General features: G+C 70.1%; 21 protein-coding genes. 12 read left to right on the top strand and 9 right to left on the bottom strand.

Going from position 1 to position 21,610, the window contains the following annotated elements; all coding sequences use genetic code 11:
* Positions 1-63 precede the first annotated feature (63 nt).
* The 4 genes from EAH86_RS01745 to EAH86_RS01760 all read left to right on the top strand — a co-directional run bounded on the left by EAH86_RS01745 (position 64) and on the right by EAH86_RS01760 (position 3,806).
* Positions 64-924, top strand: coding sequence for a ComF family protein (locus EAH86_RS01745; protein ID WP_140736894.1), 861 nt, complete (start codon positions 64-66; stop codon positions 922-924).
* A gap of 242 nt (positions 925-1,166) precedes the next feature.
* The gene (hpf, locus tag EAH86_RS01750) at positions 1,167-1,811 is read left to right on the top strand and encodes a ribosome hibernation-promoting factor, HPF/YfiA family (protein WP_140736895.1); all 645 of its coding nucleotides are present in this window, start codon (positions 1,167-1,169) and stop codon (positions 1,809-1,811) included.
* 70 nt (positions 1,812-1,881) lie between these two features.
* Complete coding sequence (locus EAH86_RS01755) at positions 1,882-2,592, top strand: response regulator (protein ID WP_140736896.1); 711 nt, start codon at positions 1,882-1,884, stop codon at positions 2,590-2,592.
* Between the two features lie 35 nt (positions 2,593-2,627).
* Positions 2,628-3,806: a winged helix-turn-helix domain-containing protein gene (locus EAH86_RS01760; protein WP_241668130.1), complete on the top strand. Its 1,179-nt coding sequence runs from the start codon at positions 2,628-2,630 to the stop codon at positions 3,804-3,806.
* Between the two features lie 102 nt (positions 3,807-3,908).
* On the opposite strand, the gene EAH86_RS01765 is transcribed toward EAH86_RS01760, so the two are convergent.
* Positions 3,909-5,303: a hypothetical protein gene (locus EAH86_RS01765; RefSeq protein ID WP_140736897.1), complete on the bottom strand. Its 1,395-nt coding sequence runs from the start codon at positions 5,301-5,303 to the stop codon at positions 3,909-3,911.
* 294 nt (positions 5,304-5,597) lie between these two features.
* Here EAH86_RS01765 and EAH86_RS01770 point away from each other — a divergent pair, with 294 nt between their 5' ends.
* Positions 5,598-6,962, top strand: coding sequence for an MFS transporter (locus EAH86_RS01770; RefSeq protein ID WP_140736898.1), 1,365 nt, complete (start codon positions 5,598-5,600; stop codon positions 6,960-6,962).
* Between the two features lie 48 nt (positions 6,963-7,010).
* A complete protein-coding gene (locus tag EAH86_RS01775; protein ID WP_140736899.1) occupies positions 7,011-7,298 on the top strand; it encodes a GNAT family N-acetyltransferase in 288 nt (95 codons plus the stop codon).
* A 97-nt stretch (positions 7,299-7,395) separates the two neighbouring features.
* Here EAH86_RS01775 and EAH86_RS01780 read toward each other — a convergent pair whose 3' ends face one another.
* From EAH86_RS01780 to EAH86_RS01790, 3 genes are read right to left on the bottom strand one after another with little or no spacing between them, the layout of a single operon-like run.
* The gene (locus EAH86_RS01780) at positions 7,396-8,391 is read right to left on the bottom strand and encodes a hypothetical protein (RefSeq protein ID WP_140736900.1); all 996 of its coding nucleotides are present in this window, start codon (positions 8,389-8,391) and stop codon (positions 7,396-7,398) included.
* Between the two features lies 1 nt (position 8,392).
* Positions 8,393-9,034: a cytochrome b N-terminal domain-containing protein gene (locus EAH86_RS01785; RefSeq protein WP_140736901.1), complete on the bottom strand. Its 642-nt coding sequence runs from the start codon at positions 9,032-9,034 to the stop codon at positions 8,393-8,395.
* Positions 9,031-9,234 carry a hypothetical protein gene (locus tag EAH86_RS01790; RefSeq protein ID WP_140736902.1) on the bottom strand — a complete coding sequence of 68 codons (204 nt, stop codon included), beginning with the start codon at positions 9,232-9,234 and terminating at the stop codon, positions 9,031-9,033. Before EAH86_RS01790 ends, EAH86_RS01785 begins: the two co-directional genes overlap by 4 nt.
* Positions 9,235-9,611: 377 nt before the next feature.
* Here EAH86_RS01790 and secA point away from each other — a divergent pair, with 377 nt between their 5' ends.
* A complete protein-coding gene (secA, locus tag EAH86_RS01795; RefSeq protein ID WP_140736903.1) occupies positions 9,612-12,542 on the top strand; it encodes a preprotein translocase subunit SecA in 2,931 nt (976 codons plus the stop codon).
* Positions 12,543-12,645: 103 nt separating this feature from the next.
* Here the strand turns inward: secA and EAH86_RS01800 are convergent, their stop codons facing one another.
* Together EAH86_RS01800 and EAH86_RS01805 are read right to left on the bottom strand one after the other, a co-directional pair.
* On the bottom strand, positions 12,646-13,185 hold the full coding sequence (locus tag EAH86_RS01800) for an Rv3235 family protein (protein WP_140736904.1): 540 nt from the start codon (positions 13,183-13,185) through the stop codon (positions 12,646-12,648).
* Positions 13,182-14,081 carry a LysM peptidoglycan-binding domain-containing protein gene (locus tag EAH86_RS01805; protein WP_140736905.1) on the bottom strand — a complete coding sequence of 300 codons (900 nt, stop codon included), beginning with the start codon at positions 14,079-14,081 and terminating at the stop codon, positions 13,182-13,184. Before EAH86_RS01805 ends, EAH86_RS01800 begins: the two co-directional genes overlap by 4 nt.
* A 175-nt stretch (positions 14,082-14,256) precedes the next feature.
* Here EAH86_RS01805 and EAH86_RS01810 point away from each other — a divergent pair, with 175 nt between their 5' ends.
* Positions 14,257-14,823: a hypothetical protein gene (locus EAH86_RS01810; protein ID WP_140736906.1), complete on the top strand. Its 567-nt coding sequence runs from the start codon at positions 14,257-14,259 to the stop codon at positions 14,821-14,823.
* A 35-nt stretch (positions 14,824-14,858) separates the two neighbouring features.
* Here the strand turns inward: EAH86_RS01810 and EAH86_RS01815 are convergent, their stop codons facing one another.
* Entirely contained in the window at positions 14,859-15,083 is a 225-nt protein-coding gene (locus EAH86_RS01815; RefSeq protein ID WP_140736907.1) for a helix-turn-helix domain-containing protein, read from the bottom strand.
* 258 nt (positions 15,084-15,341) lie between these two features.
* Between EAH86_RS01815 and EAH86_RS01820 the strand changes: the two genes are divergently transcribed.
* Positions 15,342-16,016, top strand: coding sequence for a hypothetical protein (locus tag EAH86_RS01820; RefSeq protein ID WP_140736908.1), 675 nt, complete (start codon positions 15,342-15,344; stop codon positions 16,014-16,016).
* Positions 16,013-17,254, top strand: a complete 1,242-nt coding sequence (locus EAH86_RS01825) for an AAA family ATPase (protein WP_140736909.1) — start codon at positions 16,013-16,015, stop codon at positions 17,252-17,254. Before EAH86_RS01820 ends, EAH86_RS01825 begins: the two co-directional genes overlap by 4 nt.
* On the opposite strand, the gene EAH86_RS01830 is transcribed toward EAH86_RS01825, so the two are convergent.
* Entirely contained in the window at positions 17,255-18,604 is a 1,350-nt protein-coding gene (locus EAH86_RS01830) for a hypothetical protein (protein WP_241668131.1), read from the bottom strand.
* Positions 18,601-19,047: a cupredoxin domain-containing protein gene (locus EAH86_RS20145; RefSeq protein WP_161988540.1), complete on the bottom strand. Its 447-nt coding sequence runs from the start codon at positions 19,045-19,047 to the stop codon at positions 18,601-18,603. Before EAH86_RS20145 ends, EAH86_RS01830 begins: the two co-directional genes overlap by 4 nt.
* Before the next feature lie 40 nt (positions 19,048-19,087).
* Here EAH86_RS20145 and EAH86_RS01840 point away from each other — a divergent pair, with 40 nt between their 5' ends.
* Complete coding sequence (locus tag EAH86_RS01840) at positions 19,088-20,512, top strand: WS/DGAT/MGAT family O-acyltransferase (protein WP_140736911.1); 1,425 nt, start codon at positions 19,088-19,090, stop codon at positions 20,510-20,512.
* Positions 20,509-21,531, top strand: coding sequence for a patatin-like phospholipase family protein (locus EAH86_RS01845; protein WP_140736912.1), 1,023 nt, complete (start codon positions 20,509-20,511; stop codon positions 21,529-21,531). Before EAH86_RS01840 ends, EAH86_RS01845 begins: the two co-directional genes overlap by 4 nt.
* The last annotated feature ends 79 nt before the right edge of the window (positions 21,532-21,610 follow it).

The raw sequence follows: 21,610 nt of genomic DNA on the forward strand, positions 1-21,610 counted from the left end.
TCGTGTCCACACGCTTGTGCTTGCCAATCGACGCGAACACATTGGCCCGTCACGATCTGTCCTGTGGCGCCGACGAACCCAGTGACGCAGGCACTGCGGGCCCTCACGGACCTGGCGCTGCCAGTGAGCTGTGCCGCCTGCGGCCAGCCCGACGACCAGGTGTGTCGCGGGTGCCTGGACGAGCTCGCCCGCTGCCTGTGGTTCGGGGGCCCGCGAGGGGCCCGCCCCGACCCCTGCCCGGACCGGTTGCCGACGGTGCACGCCACCGGTCGGTACGAGGGGGCGCTGGCAGCCGTGGTCGCGGCCTACAAGGACGATGGTCGTCGGGACTGCGCACCGCTGCTCGGGGAGCTTCTGGCTCGGGCCGTCGACGCCGGCGTCGCCGCCTGCCCGCCGGCTTTCGACATCCTGGTGCGACGCAACGGCCCTCTCCTGGTCGTGCCCGTCCCGTCGTCGCGGGCGTCGGTCCGGGCTCGCGGCGACGCGCCATTGGTGGCCCTCGCCGCACACGCAGTGAGGGGGTTCGCCGCGGACGAGGCGGTCGTGGCGGATGCCCTGCGGTCGCGGCGCCGAGTCGCCGACCAGGCCGGACTCGGCGCGCGCGAGCGGGCGGTCAACCTCGAGCATTCGATGGCCGTCGAACCACACTGGTCGGAGGCCGTGGCAGGCGCGCTGTGCGTCGTGGTCGACGACGTGCTCACCACCGGGGCGACGCTCGTCGAGGCGGCGCGAGCGCTCCGCTCGGCGGGCGCGCTGACCGTCGTGGCGGCGACCATCTGCGCCACGCAACGCCGGAATACACGTCCAACCAGTGGACGCGAAGACGGCCGGCTGACGTCGCGCACGGACGTCCAGCCAACTCACAACCGACTCCGGGCAAACGTCGAGCCAATCCGTGTGTCGCAATCGGCTGGGGTGGTCTAACGTCGGTGTATGGCCCCCCTGGCCCCCGTGTACGTCACGCAAACAGGGCGCCTCGGACGCGGTCCGGACGGCGCCTTGCGGCAGGGAGCGGAGCCGCTCCCGTCGACCATCGGGTCGACGACCAGACGGACCACTGGGGTGCCCACCAGTCTCATCGGTTCGTCCGAGCGCGGGTGGTGCTGCGGCTGACTCCGGGCTGACGCCGCCCGACTCGCACACCCGCCGAACCCATGGAGGACACCGTGGAAATTGTCGTCACCGGACGCCACATGCAGGTCTCAGACCGATTCCGTGACCACCTCGACGAGAAGCTGGCCAAGATCCCGCAGCTCGCGCCGCGCGTACAGCGCGTCGACGTCATCGTGAGCCACGAGTCGAACAAGCGTCAGGCCAAGGCCTGCGAACGCGTCGAGATCACCTGTCACGTGAAGGGCCCCATCGTGCGGGCCGAGGCATGTCTTGACGACAAGTACGCAGCGCTCGACGTGGCGCTGGACAAGCTGATGGAACGGCTGAGGCGGGCCCAGGACCGCAAGCGGGTGCACAGGGGGAGGCACGCGCCGGAGTCGGTGTCTGCCGCCACGGCGCGGATCCAGGAGCCGGCCGACGGTGTGGGCGAGGACCACGTCCACGACACGGCCAACGGCGACCCCTTTGGCACGCAGGGCAACTCGCCTGTCGAGATCCGCGAGAAGATCCACGCGACCGTGCCGATGGCGCTCGACCAGGCGGTCCGCGAGATGGAGCTCGTCGGACACGACTTCTACCTCTACCACGACGAGGAGACCGACCAGCCGAGCGTCGTCTACCGCCGCCGAGGGTGGTCCTACGGCGTGATCCACCTCGACGTCACCGACGGCGAGGGCGCCACGCGGAAGGTCTCCTGAGCCGTTCACCGGACGACGCCGGGCCCTCCCACGGGAGTTTCGCCCGGCGTCGTCGCCGCGCCGTGACAGTATGTGCCTCGTGACGAATGGGGATGGTGGTGCGACGACAGGTGCCGACCCGATCAGGGTCGTCATCGCGGACGACCACGTCCTCTACCGCCGTGGCCTGCAGATGGTCGTCTCGCAGGACCATGACATCGAGATCGTCGGTGAGGCCGGCGACGGCAAGGAGGCGGTGGACCGCACCGTCGAGCTGCTGCCCGACGTCGTGCTGATGGACGTGCGGATGCCGCACACCTCGGGCATCCAGGCCTGCCAGACCATCAAGGCACTCGTCCCGTCGACCAAGATCATCATGCTCACGATGTCCGACGAGGAGTCCGACCTCTACGAGGCGGTCAAGGCCGGCGCCAACGGCTACCTCCTCAAGGACGTCCCCGGCGAGGAGATCGCCGACGGTGTCCGAGCCGTCTTCAACGGCGACTCGCTCATCTCGCCGTCGATGGCCTCCAAGCTGCTCGCCGAGTTCGCGCAGATGAGCAAGCGCCAGGGTGAGCGGCCCAGTGGGGTCGGAGCGCCGCGACTCACCGACCGCGAGCTCGAGGTGCTGCGGCTCGTGGCGCGCGGCATGGCCAACAAGGAGATCGCCCACCAGCTGTTCATCTCCGAGAACACCGTCAAGAACCACGTGCGCAACATCCTCGAGAAGCTCCAGCTCCACTCGCGCATGGAGGCAGCCATGTATGCCGTGCGCGAGAACCTCCTCGAACCCGGCGAGTGACCGCCGCCGCCCTGGTTGTGACCACACCCCCTCCCGTGCGGCTGACGCGCGCGCAGGCTCGCCGGATCGCCTTGGCGGCGCAGGGGTTTGCCGACGGCCGGCCAGAGCCGGGGGCAGCGACGATGCGGCACCTGCAGCGCGTCATCGACCGCGTCCAGATCATCCAGATCGACAGCGTCAACGTCCTCACCCGCAGCCAGTACCTGCCCTTCTTCTCCCGACTCGGGCCCTACGACACGGCGCTGCTCGACCGCGCGCGCGACAGGTCGCCCCGTCGCCTCGTCGAGTACTGGGCCCACGAGGCCAGTCTCATCCCGCCGTCGACCTGGCCGCTGCTCGACTTCCGGATGGCTCGTGCGCACGAGCTGTCCTGGGGAGGCATGCAGTCGGTGGCCAAGACCCACCCCGACCTCGTCGAGGCGGTCCTGGACGAGGTCGTGGCCAGGGGGCCGATCACCTCGCGCGGGCTGGAGGAAGCCCTGGCCCACGACCTGCCCCGGTCGCGCGACCAGTGGGGCTGGAACTGGTCGTTGGTCAAGAACGCCGTGGAGCACCTGTTCTGGGCGGGCAGGATCACCTCCGCCGGCCGGACCAGCCAGTTCGAGCGACGGTATGCCGCGTTGAGCCGCGTCCTGCCAGGTCACCTCGCCGAGGTGGCCGGGGACCCGGCGAGGCGCCCCCCGCACGAGATCGCCTTCAAGGAGCTGATGCTGATCGCGGCCCGGGCCCACGGTGTCGGCACCGAGCAGTGCCTGCGGGACTACTTCCGGCTCAAGCCGGACCAGGCCCGTCCGGCCCTGGAGGCCCTGGTTGCCGAGGGGGCCCTGGTGCCAGCCACGATCGAGGGGTGGAAGCGCCCGGCATACCTGCTTCCGGAGGCGCGGCGCCCCCGGAAGGTGCACGCCCAGGCGCTGCTCAGCCCGTTCGACTCCCTGATCTGGCAGCGGGACCGCACCGCGGCGATCTTCGGGATGGACTTCCGACTGGAGATCTACGTGCCCGCGCCGCTGCGGGTGCACGGCTACTACGTGCTGCCGTTCCTCTTCGGCGACGAGCTGGTGGCCAGGTGCGACCTCAAGTCGGACCGAGCCGCCGGCGTGCTGCGCGTGCAGGCCGTGCACTGGCAGCCGGGTGCGCCCGAGGCCGCGCGTACGGCCCTCGACGACGAGCTCGCCCGGATGGCGCAATGGCTGGGGCTCGCAGCGGTGGCCTAGCCCAACGCGCGGACGAGGCCCCAGCCACCGAAGTGGCTGGGGCCTCGTCAGCTGGCTCGATCCACCGAGCTGGAGCCCGCCGCACGGCGGGCTCCAGCCTGGTCAGCGGCCGCGAGCCACCTTCGCGCTCGGGCCGTGCGCCACCGTCACCGTGGTTCCCGCGGCGTCGGCACCCAGGGACTTCTGAGCGCCCGCGATGGCGGCCGGCGTGAACTCCTCGAAGGAGCCGGTGACGTCCATGACGGTGTTCGTTAGGCCCTTGTTGTTGTAGATCTTGTACTTGTTGCCCGCACCCATCGGCGTGATCGTGGCGTTCGCCACCACCTCACCGGGGGAGGCGTTGAGGTTGCTCGCGGCGGGACGAGGAACAGCGGCGTCGTCTTCCCAGACGGTGAGGAAGGTGGCTGCCGTCGGCGCCACCGCGACCGTGTTGGCCACCAGCGCCCAGGTGGCGTCACCCGCCACCGAGCCGGGTGCGGTGAACGACCGCGTCTCGGCGGCGCCGAGCGGGCTCTTGACCGTCCCGGTCGCGTTGCGGGTGTCGAGGATCCTGGTCGGCGGGAGGGGGCGGTACCGCAGCCCGGTGGGCTGGCCGGCCTCGTAGACCCCGACGATGTCGATCAGCACGTGGGTGGTCCCCTTGCTGGCGTTCTTGAAGGTGAACAGCGGCACCCCGTCGTTCGGGTCCGGCTGCGTCGGGACAATGGCCATGTTGGGCACGACCTGCCCCTTCACGAAGTTCAGGTTCGACGCCGTGGGGACGGGCAGGGCGCCGTTCCACGCGACGACGTACCCCGGAGCCGTCGGAGTGACGACCGTGATGTTCATGGCGAGCGCCCGCACCGTCGGGTTGGTCACCTCGTCGAAGTCGGCGCCGAGGACGACCTCCTCGCCGGGGAAGAGGGCACCACCATCAGTGCGGCTGTCGAAGATCCGGGTCGGGTCGACCAGGTAGAACTGGTGTCCCATGCCCTTGGTCGGGCGAATCGCGTCGCTCGCGGCGTAGTAGCCCAGGACATCCACGGCCACGTTGACCAGGCCCGCGTCGTTGTAGACCGAGACCTTGCCACCCGTTCCGAGTGGGACGGTCACGAGGTTGGCGCGGGTCCCGCCCAACGGCAGGTTCAGCGTGGAGGCGGTGGGCAGGGTCTGGCCCGCGGGATAGATCCGCAGGTGGGTCGCCCTGGTCGGACCGATTCCGGTGACGTTGAGGACGACGGCCGACACGTCCGCGGCCGGGACACCGCCCCTGCCTCCGACGGCCAGGTCGAAGGTGTTGGCCGTGCCGGCGCCGAGAGGGCTGTTGTGCCCTCCGTTGGTCGTCCGCGTGTCCAGGAGCCGGGTGCTGGCCAACGGGTAGTACGTCCCGGTGGCGTCATCGGCCGTGGTCGCCGAGACGACGGTGGGCACGGCAGAGGCGGCATCGGCCCCGATGACGGCGGTGACGAGGAGCGTGACGGAGGCGAGGAGGCCGACGGCCAGCCGGTGTGGAGTCATGTGGGTTCCCAGGTGTCGACGACGACGGGGGCTGACGTTCGGGTCGAAGCGCCCTGATCGCCCCCTGGACAGAAGCAAGGTAACCCCGCGAGGCCCATACTGCCACGTGTCGCGGCCGACTTGCCGGACCTCTTGCCGCTTTGGCCAGGGGTTGCCTTGGGCGCGACGTCCTGGGCCAGGCGTGCGGCGAGCAGTGGTGGCGGCCATGCTCGGCGAGGCCGGCTGGCGGGATCCGAGTGTCGGTTGTCCGGAAAGTGCTGTCCTCCTGCTCGGGCTGGCAGATAGCATGCGACAGTGACGATTCCTGCCGCCGCGGCCGATGCTGCCACCTCGACGCAGGCCCGGCGGAGCCGTAGGCCGCACCGCGCCTGGTCGGTCGCCGCGGTCATCCTCGGCGCCCTCGTGGCTGCCGCGGGATTCCGCTCGTCGACCGGCGCGCTCCTCGAGCCGCTCGAGTCCGAGTTCGGCTGGTCGCGGGCGACCACCTCCGGGGCCGTCACCGCCAACCTGGTGATCTACGGCATCACGGCGCCGTTCGCCGCCGCCCTCATGGAGCGGTTCGGGTTGCGCCGCGTCGTCAGCCTGGCGCTCGTCCTGGTGGCGATCGGCAGCGGGCTCACCACCGTGATGACCTCACCCTGGCAGCTCTGGCTGCTGTGGGGCGTCTTCGTCGGGGTCGGCGCCGGTGCGATGGCGCTGGTCCTCGGGGCGATCGTGGCCAACCGGTGGTTCGTCGAGTCCCGCCGCGGGCTGGTCACCGGGATCTTCTCGGCCGCTGGAGCAGCAGGACAGCTCGTGTTCCTCCCAGGGATCGCGGCGCTCGCTGCCGGTCCCGGCTGGCGCTATGCCGCGCTGGTGGTCACGGGCGCGGCGCTGCTACTCGTGCCACTCGTGTTGCTCGTAGTCCGCGACCGGCCGGTCGACCTCGGGCTCCGGCCCTTCGGCGCCCAGCCGGGTGACGTGCTCGATGAGCCGGCCACGCGGCATACCGGATCGCAGGTCGGGCCGGCAGCGCTGGCTGTGCGCACGCTGCGCGAGAGCATGCGGTCGCGGACCTTCTGGATCCTGTTCGGCACGTTCTGGATCTGCGGCTGGTCGACCAACGGGCTGATCGGCACCCACTTCATCCCCGCCGCCCACGACCACGGCATGCCGCAGACCACGGCGGCAGGGCTGCTCGCCCTCGTGGGGGTCTTCGACCTCGTGGGCACCATCGCGTCCGGTTGGCTCACCGACAAGGTGGACCCGCGGCTGCTGCTCTGCGGCTACTACGGCTTCCGCGGACTGGCGCTGCTGTTCGTCCCCGCGCTCCTCGGCCCTGAGATCCACCCCAACCTGTTCATCTTCATCGTCTTCTACGGCCTGGACTGGGTCGCGACGGTGCCGCCGACGATCGCCTTGTGCCGCAGGCACTTCGGCGTCGCGCGATCGGGCGTCGTGTTCGGGTGGGTGTTCGCCGCGCACATGGTAGGCGCCGGCGTGGCAGCCAGCTACGCGGGATGGGTGCGGCAGAGCACGGGCGACTACTTCACCGCCTGGCTCACGGCAGGAGGCCTGTGCCTGTTCGCGGCGCTCGCCTGCCTGGCCATCTCCAAGTCTCCCGAGCTCGGCTCGTGGAACGCCGAGGGTGAGGACGCCGAGGTCGGCGCCGTCGCCTGACGTCGCCCCGGGGCGACGAGCGTTGACACCCGTGCTTGGCTGAACCCCATGACGGACACCGTGGTCACGGACAACCCGGACGAGCACCGCTACGAAGCCCGGATCGATGGTGCCCTCGCGGGCTTCGCCGCCTACCGGTTCAAGGGCGACCACATCGTCTTCACGCACACCGAGGTGGACGACGCGTTCGCCGGGGAGGGTGTGGGCGGCGCCCTGGCGAGGGGAGCACTCGACGACGTCCGGGCCCGAGCCGAGCACGACGTCGTGGCCCTCTGCCCGTTCATCTCCGCCTGGCTCGAGCGCCATCCCGACTACCAGGACCTCGTGGCGCCCTAGCCAGCACCTCGGTACCGGTGGGCGTGCGCGAGGGGGTGGCCGGCGTGCCGCGTCCGACCTCGATGGTCGCGCTCCGGCTCCCACGCCTCGGGCCCGGTCAGTGCGCCTGGCCGGGCCGACGGGGATGGTCACGGTAGTAGTCACGCCAGATGAGCCGGTGCACGGGGACCAGCCGCGGGATGTCGCGAATCCCGGGGATCAGGGGCAGGAACATCAGCCCGAGGGTGAGCACCATCATCAGGGCCCACACCTGCGCATCGGCGTTCTCCGAGGTGGAGAAGGGCGGTACCTGGTACCAGAACGTATAGAGCCACATCCACGGCTGCCCTGGGTAGTCGCCGGTCTCGTTCATCATTCCCCACTGGTCGCCACCGAGGTGTTGGGCGCGGGCGCTGTCCTCCAGGTAGGCGCCGTCACTGAGCAGCAGGAGGGCTCGAGTCTGGTCCCCGCCGTAGAAGTTGCCGGACGACGTCAGCTGACCTTCCAGACCGCCCGAGAGGGCGACGTCGAGGAACGACCGCGTGAGCACCGGCACGGGGCCATAGCTGCCCGCGGCAACGGCCGCAGGGTTGCCATCGGGCGCCTTGCCCAAGGCGTCGGCGTATGCCGTGGCCCAGCCGATGCGCGTGTCCGCGGCGGCGCTGCGCCAGGTCGCGAGGGCCGCCATGGTCGGGGCGTCCGCCCGGGCCTGCGTGAGTGGTGCCAGGACGAGGGCGGCCGAGTCCACCGGAATGCGGACGCCGCCCCACTTCTGCAGCGGTGCACGCAGGACCTTCTGCCCTTCGGCGGCGCTGTTGTACGGCGCGCCGTACGAGGCGCTCGTGCTGGTTCCAGCCAGCTCCGCGGCAGCAGTCGCCACGACGTCATTGGGAGCGGCCTCGGCCCACCCCGCCATGGTGATGGCGGGTTCGTCGGGGGAGGAGAAGATGGCGGCGAGGCCGACCGTCAGCAGGGACACGGCGATCAGGGCGGCGACGAACTCCTTGACCAGGTCGTAGGGCCTCGTCGCGAAGGAGTGCGAGTCGCGCGTGCGGTCTTCCTTGGCGCGCCGACCCTGCTGCGCGACGGGCCTCGTGCGGGTTGGGATTGCCATCTCACTCACCGTCCTCGGCGTCGATCGGGGGCACTACTCCGTGCCGGCGCACCAGCACCACGTGCATCACGGTGATGGCGCCGACAGCAAGCGGCAGCAGGACGACATGCCACAGGAGCATCTGCCCGGGGTTGAGCACGTTGAACCAGGCGCCCACCCCGATGGAGTTGATGCCGTCCTTGGCCTCCGCACTGATCCACTGGGAGTCGAAGTTCGACTGCGACAGGTACCCGGTGAACGCCGTGCCGATGGAGGCCAGGAAGGCGACCGCACCGGTGACCCAGGTCAGCACGCGGTTGCCCCGCCAGGCCGCCATCCAGAACTTGCCCCAGAGGTGGATGACCATGAAGCCGAAGAAGAGCTCCACGCTCCACAGGTGCAGGGAGTTGACGAAGTGACCGAGCGACGACACGTGCCACCACGCCGAGCCGCCCACCGCCAGCACGCACCCGGTCGCCACGACGACGGTCAGGGCCGCCAGGGTCAGGACGCCGAAGACGTAGATCCAGGAGGAGACGTAGACCGGCTGGCGGTCAGGCAGGGCCTGACCCGGGGGAACGGTGCTCACGATCCGCTCGCGCAACGCGTTCGTCCAGCTATCGGGCGGGCGGTGGACCCGCTCGGCCCGAGGGACGCTGCTCATGACTGGTCCCCGCCCTCGTCCGCGGGCCTGTGGCCCACTGGGGCACCGGCATGTCTTCGGCCGAAAGGCACGAGGAGGGCGACGACGAAGAGCAGGACCATCGCCGCGATGATCAGCAGGTTGGCCAGCTCGATGCTGAACCAACCCCAGCTGAGGACGTGCCCGCTGGGGGCGAAGACCACCGACGCCATCTGGACCATGTCGACCTCGACTCGTGAGCAGACGATCTGATGTCGCCCAACTGATCCATGGTGGGAGTCCTGGAGAGGGGCTCGGAAGGGCCATTGGTCCCGACCACCAGGACCTCCTCGCACTCTGACACCCCAGGTGGGGGAGCCGCGCACCGGCAAGGTGCGCCCGCGGCATACCTCGGCGTTGGCTCCCACGGGGTATGCCGGGTGGGCGCGGAACCGGGGCGCGCTCCGGCACGTTCGGCGGCTGGGGGAGTGTTCCCCCGCCCGCGCGTCCACGGTGACGGGTCGACTCGACTAGCCTAGGTCGGGCCGTTGCCACCCGGATGTCCACGGCTGCGATCGTCCGGGCGTAGCAGGAGATCAGAAACCTCAGGAGATATTGCGTGTCCAAGATCGTCGAAAAGCTGCTGCGTGCCGGTGAGGGCCGCATCCTCAAGAAGCTCCACGGGATCGCCGCCCAGGTGAACTCGATCGAGGAGGACTTCGCCAAGCTCACCGATGCCGAGCTGCGGGCGGAGACTGACGTCTTCCGCAAGCGGCTGGCCGATGGCGAGACGCTCGACGACCTCCTCCCCGAGGCCTTTGCCGCGGTCCGCGAGGCGTCCAAGCGCACCCTGGGCAAGCGGCACTTCGACGTCCAGCTCATGGGTGGCGCCGCGCTGCACCTCGGCAACGTCGCGGAGATGAAGACCGGTGAGGGCAAGACGCTCGTCGCGACCCTCCCGTCCTACCTCAACGCGCTCGAGGGCAAGGGCGTGCACGTCGTCACGGTCAACGACTACCTCGCCGAGTACCAGTCCGAGCTGATGGGCCGCGTGCACCGCATGCTCGGCCTCGAGACCGGCGTCATCCTCGCTTCCATGACGCCCGAGCAGCGTCGCGTCGAGTACGCCAAGGACATCACCTACGGCACCAACAACGAGTTCGGCTTCGACTACCTGCGCGACAACATGGCCTGGTCGGTCGACGAGCTCGTCCAGCGCGGCCACAACTTCGCGGTGGTCGACGAGGTCGACTCGATCCTCATCGACGAGGCGCGCACCCCGCTGATCATCAGCGGCCCGGCCGATGCGGCGACGAAGTGGTACACCGAGTTCACCAAGATCGTCGCGCGGCTGACCCGCGGCGAGCTCGAGTCCGGCGAGGGCGACTACGAGGTCGACGAGAAGAAGAAGACGGTCGGCGTCCTCGAGGCCGGCATCGCCAAGGTCGAGGACTACCTCGGCATCGACAACCTCTACGAGTCCGTCAACACTCCGCTCATCGGCTACCTCAACAACGCCATCAAGGCCAAGGAGCTGTTCAAGCGGGACAAGGACTACGTCAACATGAACGGCGAGATCCTCATCGTCGACGAGCACACCGGGCGCATGCTCGCCGGTCGTCGCTACAACGAGGGGATGCACCAGGCGATCGAGGCCAAGGAGGGCGTCGAGATCCAGAACGAGAACCAGACGCTCGCCACGATCACCCTGCAGAACTACTTCCGCATGTACGACACCCTTTCCGGTATGACTGGCACCGCCCAGACCGAGGCAGCCGAGCTCAACTCGATCTACAAGCTCGGCGTCGTGCCGATCCCGACGAACATGCCGATGATCCGCATCGACCAGCGTGACCTCGTCTACCGCACCGAGGAGGCGAAGTTCAACGCCGTCGTCGACGACATCGCGGAGCGGTATGCCGAGGGGCAGCCGGTGCTCGTCGGTACCGTCTCGGTCGAGAAGAGTGAGTACCTGTCGGACCAGCTGCGCCGTAAGGGTGTCCCGCACGAGGTGCTCAATGCCAAGCAGCACGAGCGTGAAGCCGCGATCGTGGCGCAGGCCGGTCGCAAGGGCGCGGTCACCGTCGCCACCAACATGGCCGGGCGCGGCACCGACATCATGCTCGGTGGCAACCCCGAGTTCATGGCCGTCGCCACCCTGAAGCAGCGAGGGCTCGACCCGGTCGAGACGCCGGAGGACTACGAAGCCGCCTGGGACGAGGCGCTGGTCAAGGCCGAGGAGGCCGTCCAGGCCGAGCACGACGAGGTCACCGGCCTCGGTGGGCTCTACGTCCTCGGCACCGAGCGCCACGAGTCGCGCCGCATCGACAACCAGCTGCGTGGTCGTTCCGGCCGCCAGGGCGACCCCGGCGAGTCCCGGTTCTACCTGTCGCTCCAGGACGACCTGATGCGGCTGTTCAACGCGGCCATGGTCGACCGGTTCATGACCACGGCCAAGATGGAGGACGACGTCCCCATCGAGTCCAAGATGGTCAGCCGGTCGATCCAGAGCGCGCAGGGCCAGGTCGAGGGCCGCAACTTCGAGATCCGCAAGAACGTCCTCAAGTACGACGACGTCCTCAACCGCCAGCGCACCGTCATCTACGACGAGCGCCGCCGCGTGCTCGAGGGCGAGGACCTGCACGAGCAGATCCGCCACTTCATCAACGACGTCGTGGGTGGGTACGTCGACGCCGAGACGGCCGAGGGCTTCTCCGACGACTGGGACCTCGACCGGTTGTGGACCGCGCTCAAGACGCTCTACCCGGTGACCGTCACGCCCGAGGAGGTCCAGGCGGCCGAGGGTGGCTCGCTGACCCCCGACAGCCTGCGCGAGTACATCACCTCCGACGCCCATCACGCCTACGACGCCCGCGAGGAGCAGCTCGGCGAGGAGGTCATGCGTGAGGTGGAGCGCCGGGTCGTGCTGTCCGTGCTGGACCGCAAGTGGCGCGAGCACCTCTACGAGATGGACTACCTCCAGGAGGGCATCGGCCTGCGGGCGATGGCCCAGCGTGACCCGTTGGTCGAGTACCAGCGCGAGGGCTTCCAGCTGTTCGAGGCGATGAACGAGTCGATCAAGGAAGAGTCGGTCGGCTACCTGTTCAACGTCCAGGTCGACGTCGATGGTGACCAGGGCGCCGCTGAGCAGGAGCCTTCGGTGCAACCGATGAGCGTCTCCGACATGCTCGCGGGTTCGGGACTGTCCAACGGTGAGCCGCAGGACAGCGTGGATGGGCTGGCTCCGGAAGACCCCGCGCCGGCACCTGCTGCTGTCGCGGCGACGGCTGGTGCTGACGGGGATGGTCCGGCGGCGGCGCAGTCCGCGGACAAGCACCCGACGTTCCGCGCCAAGGGACTGGAGCAGCCGGAGCGTCGTCCGCAGCAGCTGCAGTACTCCGCACCGAGCGAGACCGGCGAGGTCGAGCACCGCGCGGTCGGCTCAGCCTCGGACACCCTGACCGAGGAGCAGCTCAAGGGCGTGTCGCGCAACGGCCCGTGCCCGTGCGGTTCGGGCAAGAAGTTCAAGATGTGCCACGGGAAGGCCTGACCCCCGTCTGGCTCACCTGATCCGCACTTCTGGCCACTGATGCGGCATCCAGCCCCACTGCGGGAGCGAGGTGCCACACCGGTGGCCAGAAGTCGTTGTGGGGCTAGCCGACCTGGAGGGCCTCGACCCGCCACCGGCCGTCGAGACCGACCAGCCGGAACGCCAACGCACGCACCCGGCCGCCGTCCACCACCACGGCGCTCGCCTCGGCGACGCCGTCCGCGGGCTCGCAGACGCGCACCCCGCGCACCACGGTGCGCCGGGTCGACCCGGTCCCGCGCCGTGCCGACACGGCCGCGCGACGCGCCACCACGGCATACACCTCCGGGGTGGTCCAGCGGAGCACCTGGGGTGCCGGCCGCGCCCCAGCCATCACCTCCACGAGCCCCTGGGCGATGTGACCGGCCCAGACCCGGGGATCGGGCAGGTCGTCGCGACGGGTGGGGCGCTCACCGAAGAGCTGCTCGTCGGTCATGCTGTCGAAGTCGATCGCGAGCGCGTCCTGGACGTAGCGCGGAGCGCAGAGGTCGTCGGGGACCCAGGACTCGGTCTCGGACAGCACCGGCGGGCGGGTCCGCGGGGCCGGGACGATGCGCAGCGGCCTGAGTCGGGAGGTCGGCTGTTGAGCCGTGGCGGCGCTCACCGCGAGGCTCTGGACGACGGGCCGGCGAGGGCGGCAGGGGTCGGCGGTCGCAGGATCTGCCCGGGCCTGATCAGGTCGGGGTCGTCGCCGATCACGGCACGGTTCGCCTCGTGCCAGGCCGGCCAGGCGTGCGCCACCTCTGCGTCGCTCGCGCCTGGGCCGAGGTGGCGGCGGGCGATGTCCCACAACGTGTCGCCGCGGTGGACGACCACATCCGCCGCGCGGTCAGATGCCCCGCCGCCGGTGACCAGGCCGGAGCTGGGGAGGGCTCGCTGCACCGGCCGCGACGGGATCCACCCCGGGGTAGGAGGAGTCGCGGCGGGAGGCAGCTCCACGTCGGGAGCCTGGACTGCACCGGACTCGGTGGACGTCGGGGTGGTCAGGGCGAACCCAGGGCCGCGTTCGCCCACCGGAGAGTTCGTGCCCGCGTTCACCGTGGTCCCTTCCTCGCTGGCCGCCGGGCCGGTCACGCGGTGCGGCGAGGCCACCGTGAAGCCAGGGGCGAGCCCGGAACTGGCCGGTGACGGGCCGGCCGGTCCGTCACCGAGCGCGGTCCCGGGGGCGAGCGCGCCTCCCACGACCGCGCCCACGAGGACTGCGGCAACGCGGCGGGAGACGGACGGGGCCCACGCCTGAGCCCACCGGTCGGCGGCATCGCCGAGCCGTCCGGGCAGGTGGGCCAGCAGGGCCGCGAGGGTCGTGACTGCGAGCCATGCTGCGAGGAGTGCGGCAGTGACCACGATGACGAGGGTCAGCGCCTCGGCCAGACTGGCCGGCCCGGGGTCCTGGACCAGCCGCCACTGGGCGACGGCAGCCAGACACAGGAGTGCCTCCACCACACCCAGCACTGCGAGCCCCGCTGTGGTCGCCATGGCGATCCGGGTCATTCGGCTCATGTTTCCCCCAGAACGTTCGTTTGCTTGTGTTTGCCTGTATTCGAACGTAACAGCATGTGCTTGGACATGGCAAGACTTCGTCGGGTTAGAGTCGTCAGCGCCTGGGTCGCACCGTCGCCCAGCTCGGGTCGCGCGGCAGGAGCCGAGGCGAGGGGCAGCAACGAGGGGGAGCGCGATGCGCTGGGACGACCTGTTCGCCGACCTGGGCGCCCAGTGGGATGCCGAGTCGCGGCGCGAGCTGGATGCCGAGGTGGCCGATCGGACCCGGCGCGAGCGCGCGTCGGTGGGTCTCTACGAGCGGCTGGCGGCGGCCGGCGACGACGTCGTGTCGATCTCGCTGCGCAGTGGCGCCGCGGTCCAGGGGCGGGTCGCCGACGTGGGCGACGGGTGGCTGCTGATCGCGACCGTCGTCAGCGGACACCACGTCGGGCCGCCGATCGGCCCGGCGCTCGTGCCGTTCGCGGCGGTGACCTCGGTGACCGGGCTCTCAGTGCGTGCCGGTGGGACCGAGATGGGGCGCAAGTTCGGTCTGGGCTACGCCCTGCGTGGGCTGAGCCGGGACCGTTCCGTCGTGCTCCTGACGGACCTCACAGGCGCTGTTGCCGCCGGAACGATCGATGCGGTCGGACAGGACGTGCTCGAGCTGAGCGAACACGCTGCCGACCTCCCCCGACGGGCGGAGAACGTCACCGGGCGTCGCCTCGTGCCGTTCTCCGCGCTGGTGCTGCTGCGCCCTGCCTAGGTACCCCCCAGGGCGCAGCAGGTTTCAATGAGCCCTCAGTCCTGACCCTGCCCGAACGGGTGGGCGGCGACGAAGGTCTTGGTCTCGCTGTACATGCGCTGGATGTACCCCTCGAGCTCGGCCACCTCGACGCGCCACTGGCCGCGGCCACCGACCTTGATGGCAGGCAGCTCGCCGGATCGGACCAGCGCATAGGCCTGGGCGGACGAGATGTCGAGCACTTCCGAGACCTCAGCCAGCTGGATGAAGCGCTTTGTCACGTCATTCCCCTCTTCTTCAGCCAGTCGACTTGACTGGAAGCAGACGTTCCCTTGACCGAATTTTTACCATGTTCTTGCGGCTGCGTCTGGTCGATGAGCAGATTCTGGCATCTATAGCCGTTTGGGGGAGTTGGCATACCGACCTTGTGGATGACGGGCGAACCTGTGGATTGAACAGGCGCACAGCCTCCTCCGTGCGTCATGATGGGCCGGCCGGGGGGACAAAAGGCCGGCAAAGCTGATGAAGGGGACATCACGATGACCGATCTGGCCGTTCCCAAGGCAGCCAGGCTGCAGAGACCGGGGTGGCGGGACGCTCGGCTCGTGGTGGGGGTGCTGCTGGTGCTCGCCTCGGTCGCCCTCGGCTCGTTCGTCGTGGCGCACGCCGACGACCGGACGGCGGTGTATGCCGCGCGGGGACCGCTCGTGCCCGGCCAGCAGCTGAGTGAGGACAACCTCACGCGGGTCGACGTCCAGCTCGGCTCGGAGCTGTCGCGCTACCTGTCGGCCACGCAGGGGCTCGCACCCGACCGGTACGTGCTCCGTGAGGTCAGCGCCGGCGAGCTCGTCCCCACCGCGGCCGTCGGAGGCAAGGACGAGGTCGGCGTCCAGCCGCTGACCCTGTCCAGCGATGCCGGATCCGCGGCGGCGCTGCGCGTCGGCTCCCGGGTCGACGTCTACGTCAACCCCGCCGACCACGGCGCCACCTCCACCGGCAAGGCCTTCACCGGTCCCGAGCTGGCCCTCGAGGGTGTCTCGGTCTCGAGCCTGCCCAAGACCAGCGGTGGGCTGGGCGGGGGTGCGTCCGGCGATCGCGCCATCCAGGTGATGGCCCCCACCCCGCAGATCAAGGAGATCATCGCGCAGGTCGACCTGGGCGCGCGCATCACGGTGGTCCCCGTGGCGGGGACCCCGCTGCGGGTCGACCGGTGACCCGTTCGGTCATCGCTGCGCTCAACGGCGCGTGGGAGTCCGAGCTGGTGGCTGCCGTCGAAGCCACTGCCGGCTACACCGTGGCGAGGCGGTGCGCGGACCTGCCCGACCTGCTGGCGGCCGCGGCTGCCGGCTACGGCCAGGTCGGCCTCGTGTCGGCGGACCTGCGGGCGCTCGACCGCCCCGCACTGCACGAGCTCGCCAGCCACGGTGTCGAGGTGGCCGGTGTCGTCGCACCCGGTGACGACATGGGAGAACGACGGCTGCGACAGCTCGGACTGACCGTCGTCCTGCGTGCCGACCTGGCCAGCCACGAGATCGACGACGCGCTCGACTCCCTCGCCTCGCGCGCCTCCTCGGTTGTCGACGAGGTGCTCATCCCCACGGCCGACCTGGACGAACCCGAGACGATCGTCGCTGCCAAGGTCATCGCCGTGTGGGGACCCACAGGGGCTCCGGGCCGCAGCACGGTGGCGCTCAACCTCGCGGCCGAGCTGGCCCGCAGCGCGACGACCCTGCTCGTCGACTGCGACACCTACGGATCCTCGGTGGCGCAGTCCCTCGGTCTGCTCGACGAAGCTCCCGGCGTCGCGGCCGCGGCCCGGGCGGCCGACCAGGGCACGCTGGACCTCGCTGCCCTGGCACGGATCGCCCCGGAGGTGGTTCCGGGCCTCCGGGTGCTCACCGGCATACCCCGGGCAGAGCGGTGGACCGAGCTTCGGGCACCATCGGTCGCCCACCTCCTGACCGTGGCCCGCCAGCTGAGCCGGTTCGTCGTCATCGACTGCGGCTTCGCGATCGAGGACGACGAGGAGCTCTCCTACGACACGCTCGCCCCGCGACGCAACGCCGCCACTCTCACCGCCCTCGAGTCTGCAGATGACCTGCTCGTGGTCGGCGCTGCCGACCCGATCGGCCTGCAACGACTGGTCCGCGCGGTGCAGGACCTCGCGGCCGTGCCCTCGCCCACCCCGCGCATCGTCGTCAACAGGGTGCGGGCCTCGGCCGTCGGCTCACGACCCGAGCGGCGGATCGCCGATGCCCTCGGCCGGTTCGCCGGCATGGAGGACATCACCTACCTGCCGTGGGACCAGGTCAGCCTCGACGGCGCGATGTTCGCCGGCAAGTCGCTGGCCGAGTTCGCGCCGCAGTCCGACCTGCGCCGCGCGATCGCGTCGCTGACCACCTCGTATGCCGTGTCCGCACCCGAGCAGCGCCGCCGCCGCTCCCGACGCTGATCAGGAGCTGAACAGGAGCGTCAGGCCGCCGACGGTGTAGCCCACCATCAGCACGAGCAGCGGCACCTGACCGAGCACCGCTGCCCGCCGGGGGAACAGCGAGACGGCTCGCTCGTGTGCGGCGACAACACCCAGCACATGTCCGGTGATGATGGCCACGACCTGGATGCCGGCGACGAGTCCGGGCGCGATGAGGGACGCCGACGGTGAGATGGACGCGGTTCCGAGCCAGTTGGCGCCGGTCCCGAGTGGGTCCGACATCTTGGCTAGCCCGTTGGTGCCCTCCCAGACCCACAGCGACCAGTAGTGCGCGATCAGGTACCCCGCCGCGATCGGGATGAGCGACGGGGCGAACGCCGTGGCCACGCCGCGCACGCTGACTCCGGCGAGACGCGCGGAGAGGATGGCCGCGGCAGACAGGGAGGCGGCGACGATGAGGCTGAAGGTGACCAGCGCGCCGGTCTCCCACAGCCTCGCCGGGAGGCTGGACGACTGGACGAAGGAGTACCAGCGGGTCTCGCCCGAGAACCCGTCGTAGGCGGTCGTGCCCAGCATCACCGAGGTGACGGCCAGCAGGCCCGGTGCGGCGTCGAGCTCCAACGGGCCGTGCAGCGGCGTCCGGAACACCCATCGTCGGTCGGCACGACGCCCGAGGGGGCTGAGGGTCCCGTAGAGCGAGGACCATGCGGTGAAGGGGTCGCCGCGACGAAGGTAGGGCTCGCCGAAAGCCATCGCCAGCATGAGGCTGACGACGAGGTAGCCGAGGATCGCGATGCGCAGGACGGGAAGATCCGCGTTGTTGGGCGCTATCAGCTCCAACCAGGCGAAGGCCAGCAGGCCTGATGCCGCAGGCCAGTACCCGAGTCGGTACTCGGCGAGGGCGAAGTCCTTCTCGATCCGCAGGGCCGCCAGGATGCCGCGGTGCAGCCAGCGGACCGGGTTGACCAGCCGCCAGATGCCGCCGAAGACCATGGAGATGAAGGCGAGCCCGACCCATAGCCAGACGTAGACGACGGACGGCACCGGGTTGTTGGCGTTGTCCTTGCCCAGCACCAGCGCCACCAGGGTCCACCCCGCGATCGCCAGAGAGGCGATGACGAACAGCCCGCGCACCGCCGCACTGTCGAGCGCCAGGGCGAGGGACATCGGCAGGAGTCGGCCGTCCTCGCGCCGCAGCCGGGGTTGCTTCCACAGCGCACCCAGCGCCACGAAGGACACGACGAGGGCCAGCCCGGCACCGATCAGCAGCAGGTGGAACGGCAGCGGCAGGTCCTCGCGGGACCCGACACCGTGGGCAGGCATGGCCGCCACGGCACGCCCCGGCAGGGCGACGAGGGCCCCGAGGGTCACTTGACCGCGATCTTCAGCAGCCGCAGCTCGGGGTGGTGGGTCTCGACCTCGTACACCCCGGGCTGGTCACCGGTGACGGTCACCGAGAGGGGCTCTCCGGCCACAAGGTCCTTCTCGATCTCGAACCCGTGGATGTGCAGCTGGTCGGCGTGGTCGCTGGTCACCGTCAGGGTGAGCTTCTCGCCCACGGCGAGGTCGACGGTGGCCGGAGGCGGGGAGACCTTGTTGCCGGTCACCGTGACCACGATGGTCCGTCCGGCGGGGGTGGACGACGACGAGGACGACGACGAGGACGACGAGGGAGAGGACGTCGAGGTCGACGAGGTGCTGGTCGTCGTGGTGCCGCCCGGCTCGTCGCTCGAGCCGCCACAGGCGGTGAGGGCCAGCACCAGGCCCAGCCCGGCGGCATACGAGATCGGCACGCGCAGCGTCATCTTCGTCACGAACCCGAGTCTAAACAGCGCAATCTGACACGATGAGCGGGTGCCTGACCGCCTGAACTCCCTCGACGCGTCGTTCCTCTACCTCGAGGAAGCCACCACCCCGATGCACGTGGGCTCGGTCATGGTGTTCGACCCGCCGAGTGACGGTTTCGACTACGACCGGCTGGTGCAGCTCATCTCGACGAGGATCGCGTTCGTGCCGCGTTACCGGCAGCGTGTCCGGCAGATCCCCGGACGGCTGGCCAACCCGGTGTGGGTGGACGACGAGAACTTCGATGTGACCTACCACGTCCGCCGGTCCGCCCTCCCGAAGCCGGGCAACGACGAACAGCTCCAGGAGTTCGTCGCACGGATCCAGCCACGGGCGCTCGACCGGAACCGCCCCCTGTGGGAGGTCTACCTCGTCGAAGGCCTCGAGGAGGGCCGGTTCGCGATCGTCACCAAGTCGCACCAGGCCCTGGTCGACGGCATCAACGCCGTGGACATCGCCCACGTCATCGTCGACGGCGACCCTGCGGCGGAGGGACTGGTCACGGACACTTGGCGCCCGTCGCGCGAGCCCAGTGACGTCGAGCTGCTCACCGGCGCCCTGGTCGATGCGGTCCGCCGCCCCAGCGAGGTCGTCGAGAACATCCGCGGAGGCTTCGTCGACGTCAAGGCGGTGGGAGCCCGCGCCCTTACTGCCGCAACCGATGTCGTGTCCACCCTGGCCCGCACTGCCGCCCGGCCGGCGCCGCACTCGCCGCTCAACGCACCCGTGGGTGAGGCCCGCCGCTACATCATGATCGGCACCGACCTCGAGGACTACCGCAAGGTCCGGAGCCGGTTGGCCCGGGGCAACTACGCCGACGACGTCTCAATCAACGACGTCGTGCTGGCCACCATCTCGGGCGCCTTCCGCACCTGGCTGCTGACCCGCGGCGAGTCGGTCCACTCCGGCACCAGCGTGCGGGCGATGGTCCCCGTCAGCGTCTATGACGCGGATGCCAGACACGTCGGCAGCCGCCTCACGGCCTGCTTCGTCGACCTGCCCGTGGGGGAGCCCGGTCCGTCGATGCGGCTCCACCAGATCGCCTTCGCGATGCGACAGCAGATGGAGGGTGGCCAGGCGGTCGGCGCCGAATCCCTTGCAGGACTAGCAGGGTTCGCCCCGCCGACCCTCCACTCCCTCGGCGCACGCCTCGGCTCCGCCATGTCGCGGCGGCTGTTCAACGTCGTCATCACCAACGTTCCCGGACCACAGCACACCTTGTATGCCGGTGACGCGCGGATGCTGTCCACCTATCCCGTGATGCCGCTCGCCAAGGGCCAGGCCCTCTCGATCGGGCTGACGTCCTACGACGGTGGTGTCTACTACGGCCTCAACGCCGACCGCGACTCGATGCCCGACATCGACGTCCTCGGCCAGAGCATCGTCGACTCGCTCGGTGAGCTGCTCGACAGCCACCGGTCCAAGGCGCGATGACCACCCCGACCGGCGCGAAGTCCCCGCGCGCCCGCCCGCGCGGCCCGCGCCGTGGTCTGGTGCTCGGTGGCGGGGGTGTGCTCGGTGCCGCCTGGATGGTCGGCGCGCTCAAGGCACTCGAGGACGAGCTCGGCGTCGATGTGCGCGAGTTCGACGAGTTCGTCGGCACCTCAGCCGGTTCGGTCCTCGCGGGACTCCTGGGTGCCGGCGTCTCGGTGTCGGACCTGCTCGTCCACCAGCTCGAGGGTGCCATCGACCTGGGGCCCCTCGCGGGGTACTCCTGGGACTACGAGAAGGACACCGGTGGGGACCGCCCTGGCCTACCCAAGGTCGGCTTCGGCTCGCGAGAGCTGTTGCGGCGCAACGCCCTTCACCTCCGCTCGCTACCGCCGACTGCCGTGCTCTCGGCGATCCTCCCCGAGGGACGTGGCAGCATCGAAGCCGTCGGCGCGCTCGTGGGACACGTCGTCCCGAAGGGCTGGCCCGACCGGTCCGGGGTCACCGTCGTCGCACTCGACTACGACACGGGAGAGCGGGTGGCGTTCGGCCGGACCGGCTCACCGGAGGTGGACCTCCCCTCTGCCGTGATGGCGTCCTGTGCCATCCCCGGGTGGTACCAGCCCGTGCGCATCGGCGAGCACCGCTACATCGACGGCGGCGCCTGGTCGTCCACCAACCTCGACCTGATGACCGGTCTCGAGCTCGACGAGGTCTTCGTCCTCGCCCCCCAGGTCAGCTTCGTGCGCGACGCCCCCACCCAGTGGCGGACTCGAGTCGAGCGGCAGTGGCGCAACCGCGTGACGCTCCGGGTGCTCCGTGAGCTGGCCAAGGTCCATGAGGACGGCACCGAGGTGACCGTGCTCGGTCCCGGCGAGGAGGACCTCGAGGCCTTCGGGTCCAACCTGATGGACGTCAGCCGCCGCCCCAACGTCATCGCGACGTCGCTGCGCACCTCCGCTGTGGCGCTGCACGACCCTGCCCCCCTGCCCGACCGCTCAGACTTCGAGGACGTGGGATGACCCAGCCATGACCCAGCCAGACATGTCACGCTCCCCGTCCATCCGGGCCTCGCTCGTTCCGCCCACGCGCAGCGTGGGA

Source organism: Pedococcus bigeumensis, assembly GCF_006438965.1.
Lineage (GTDB): Bacteria > Actinomycetota > Actinomycetes > Actinomycetales > Dermatophilaceae > Pedococcus > Pedococcus bigeumensis_A.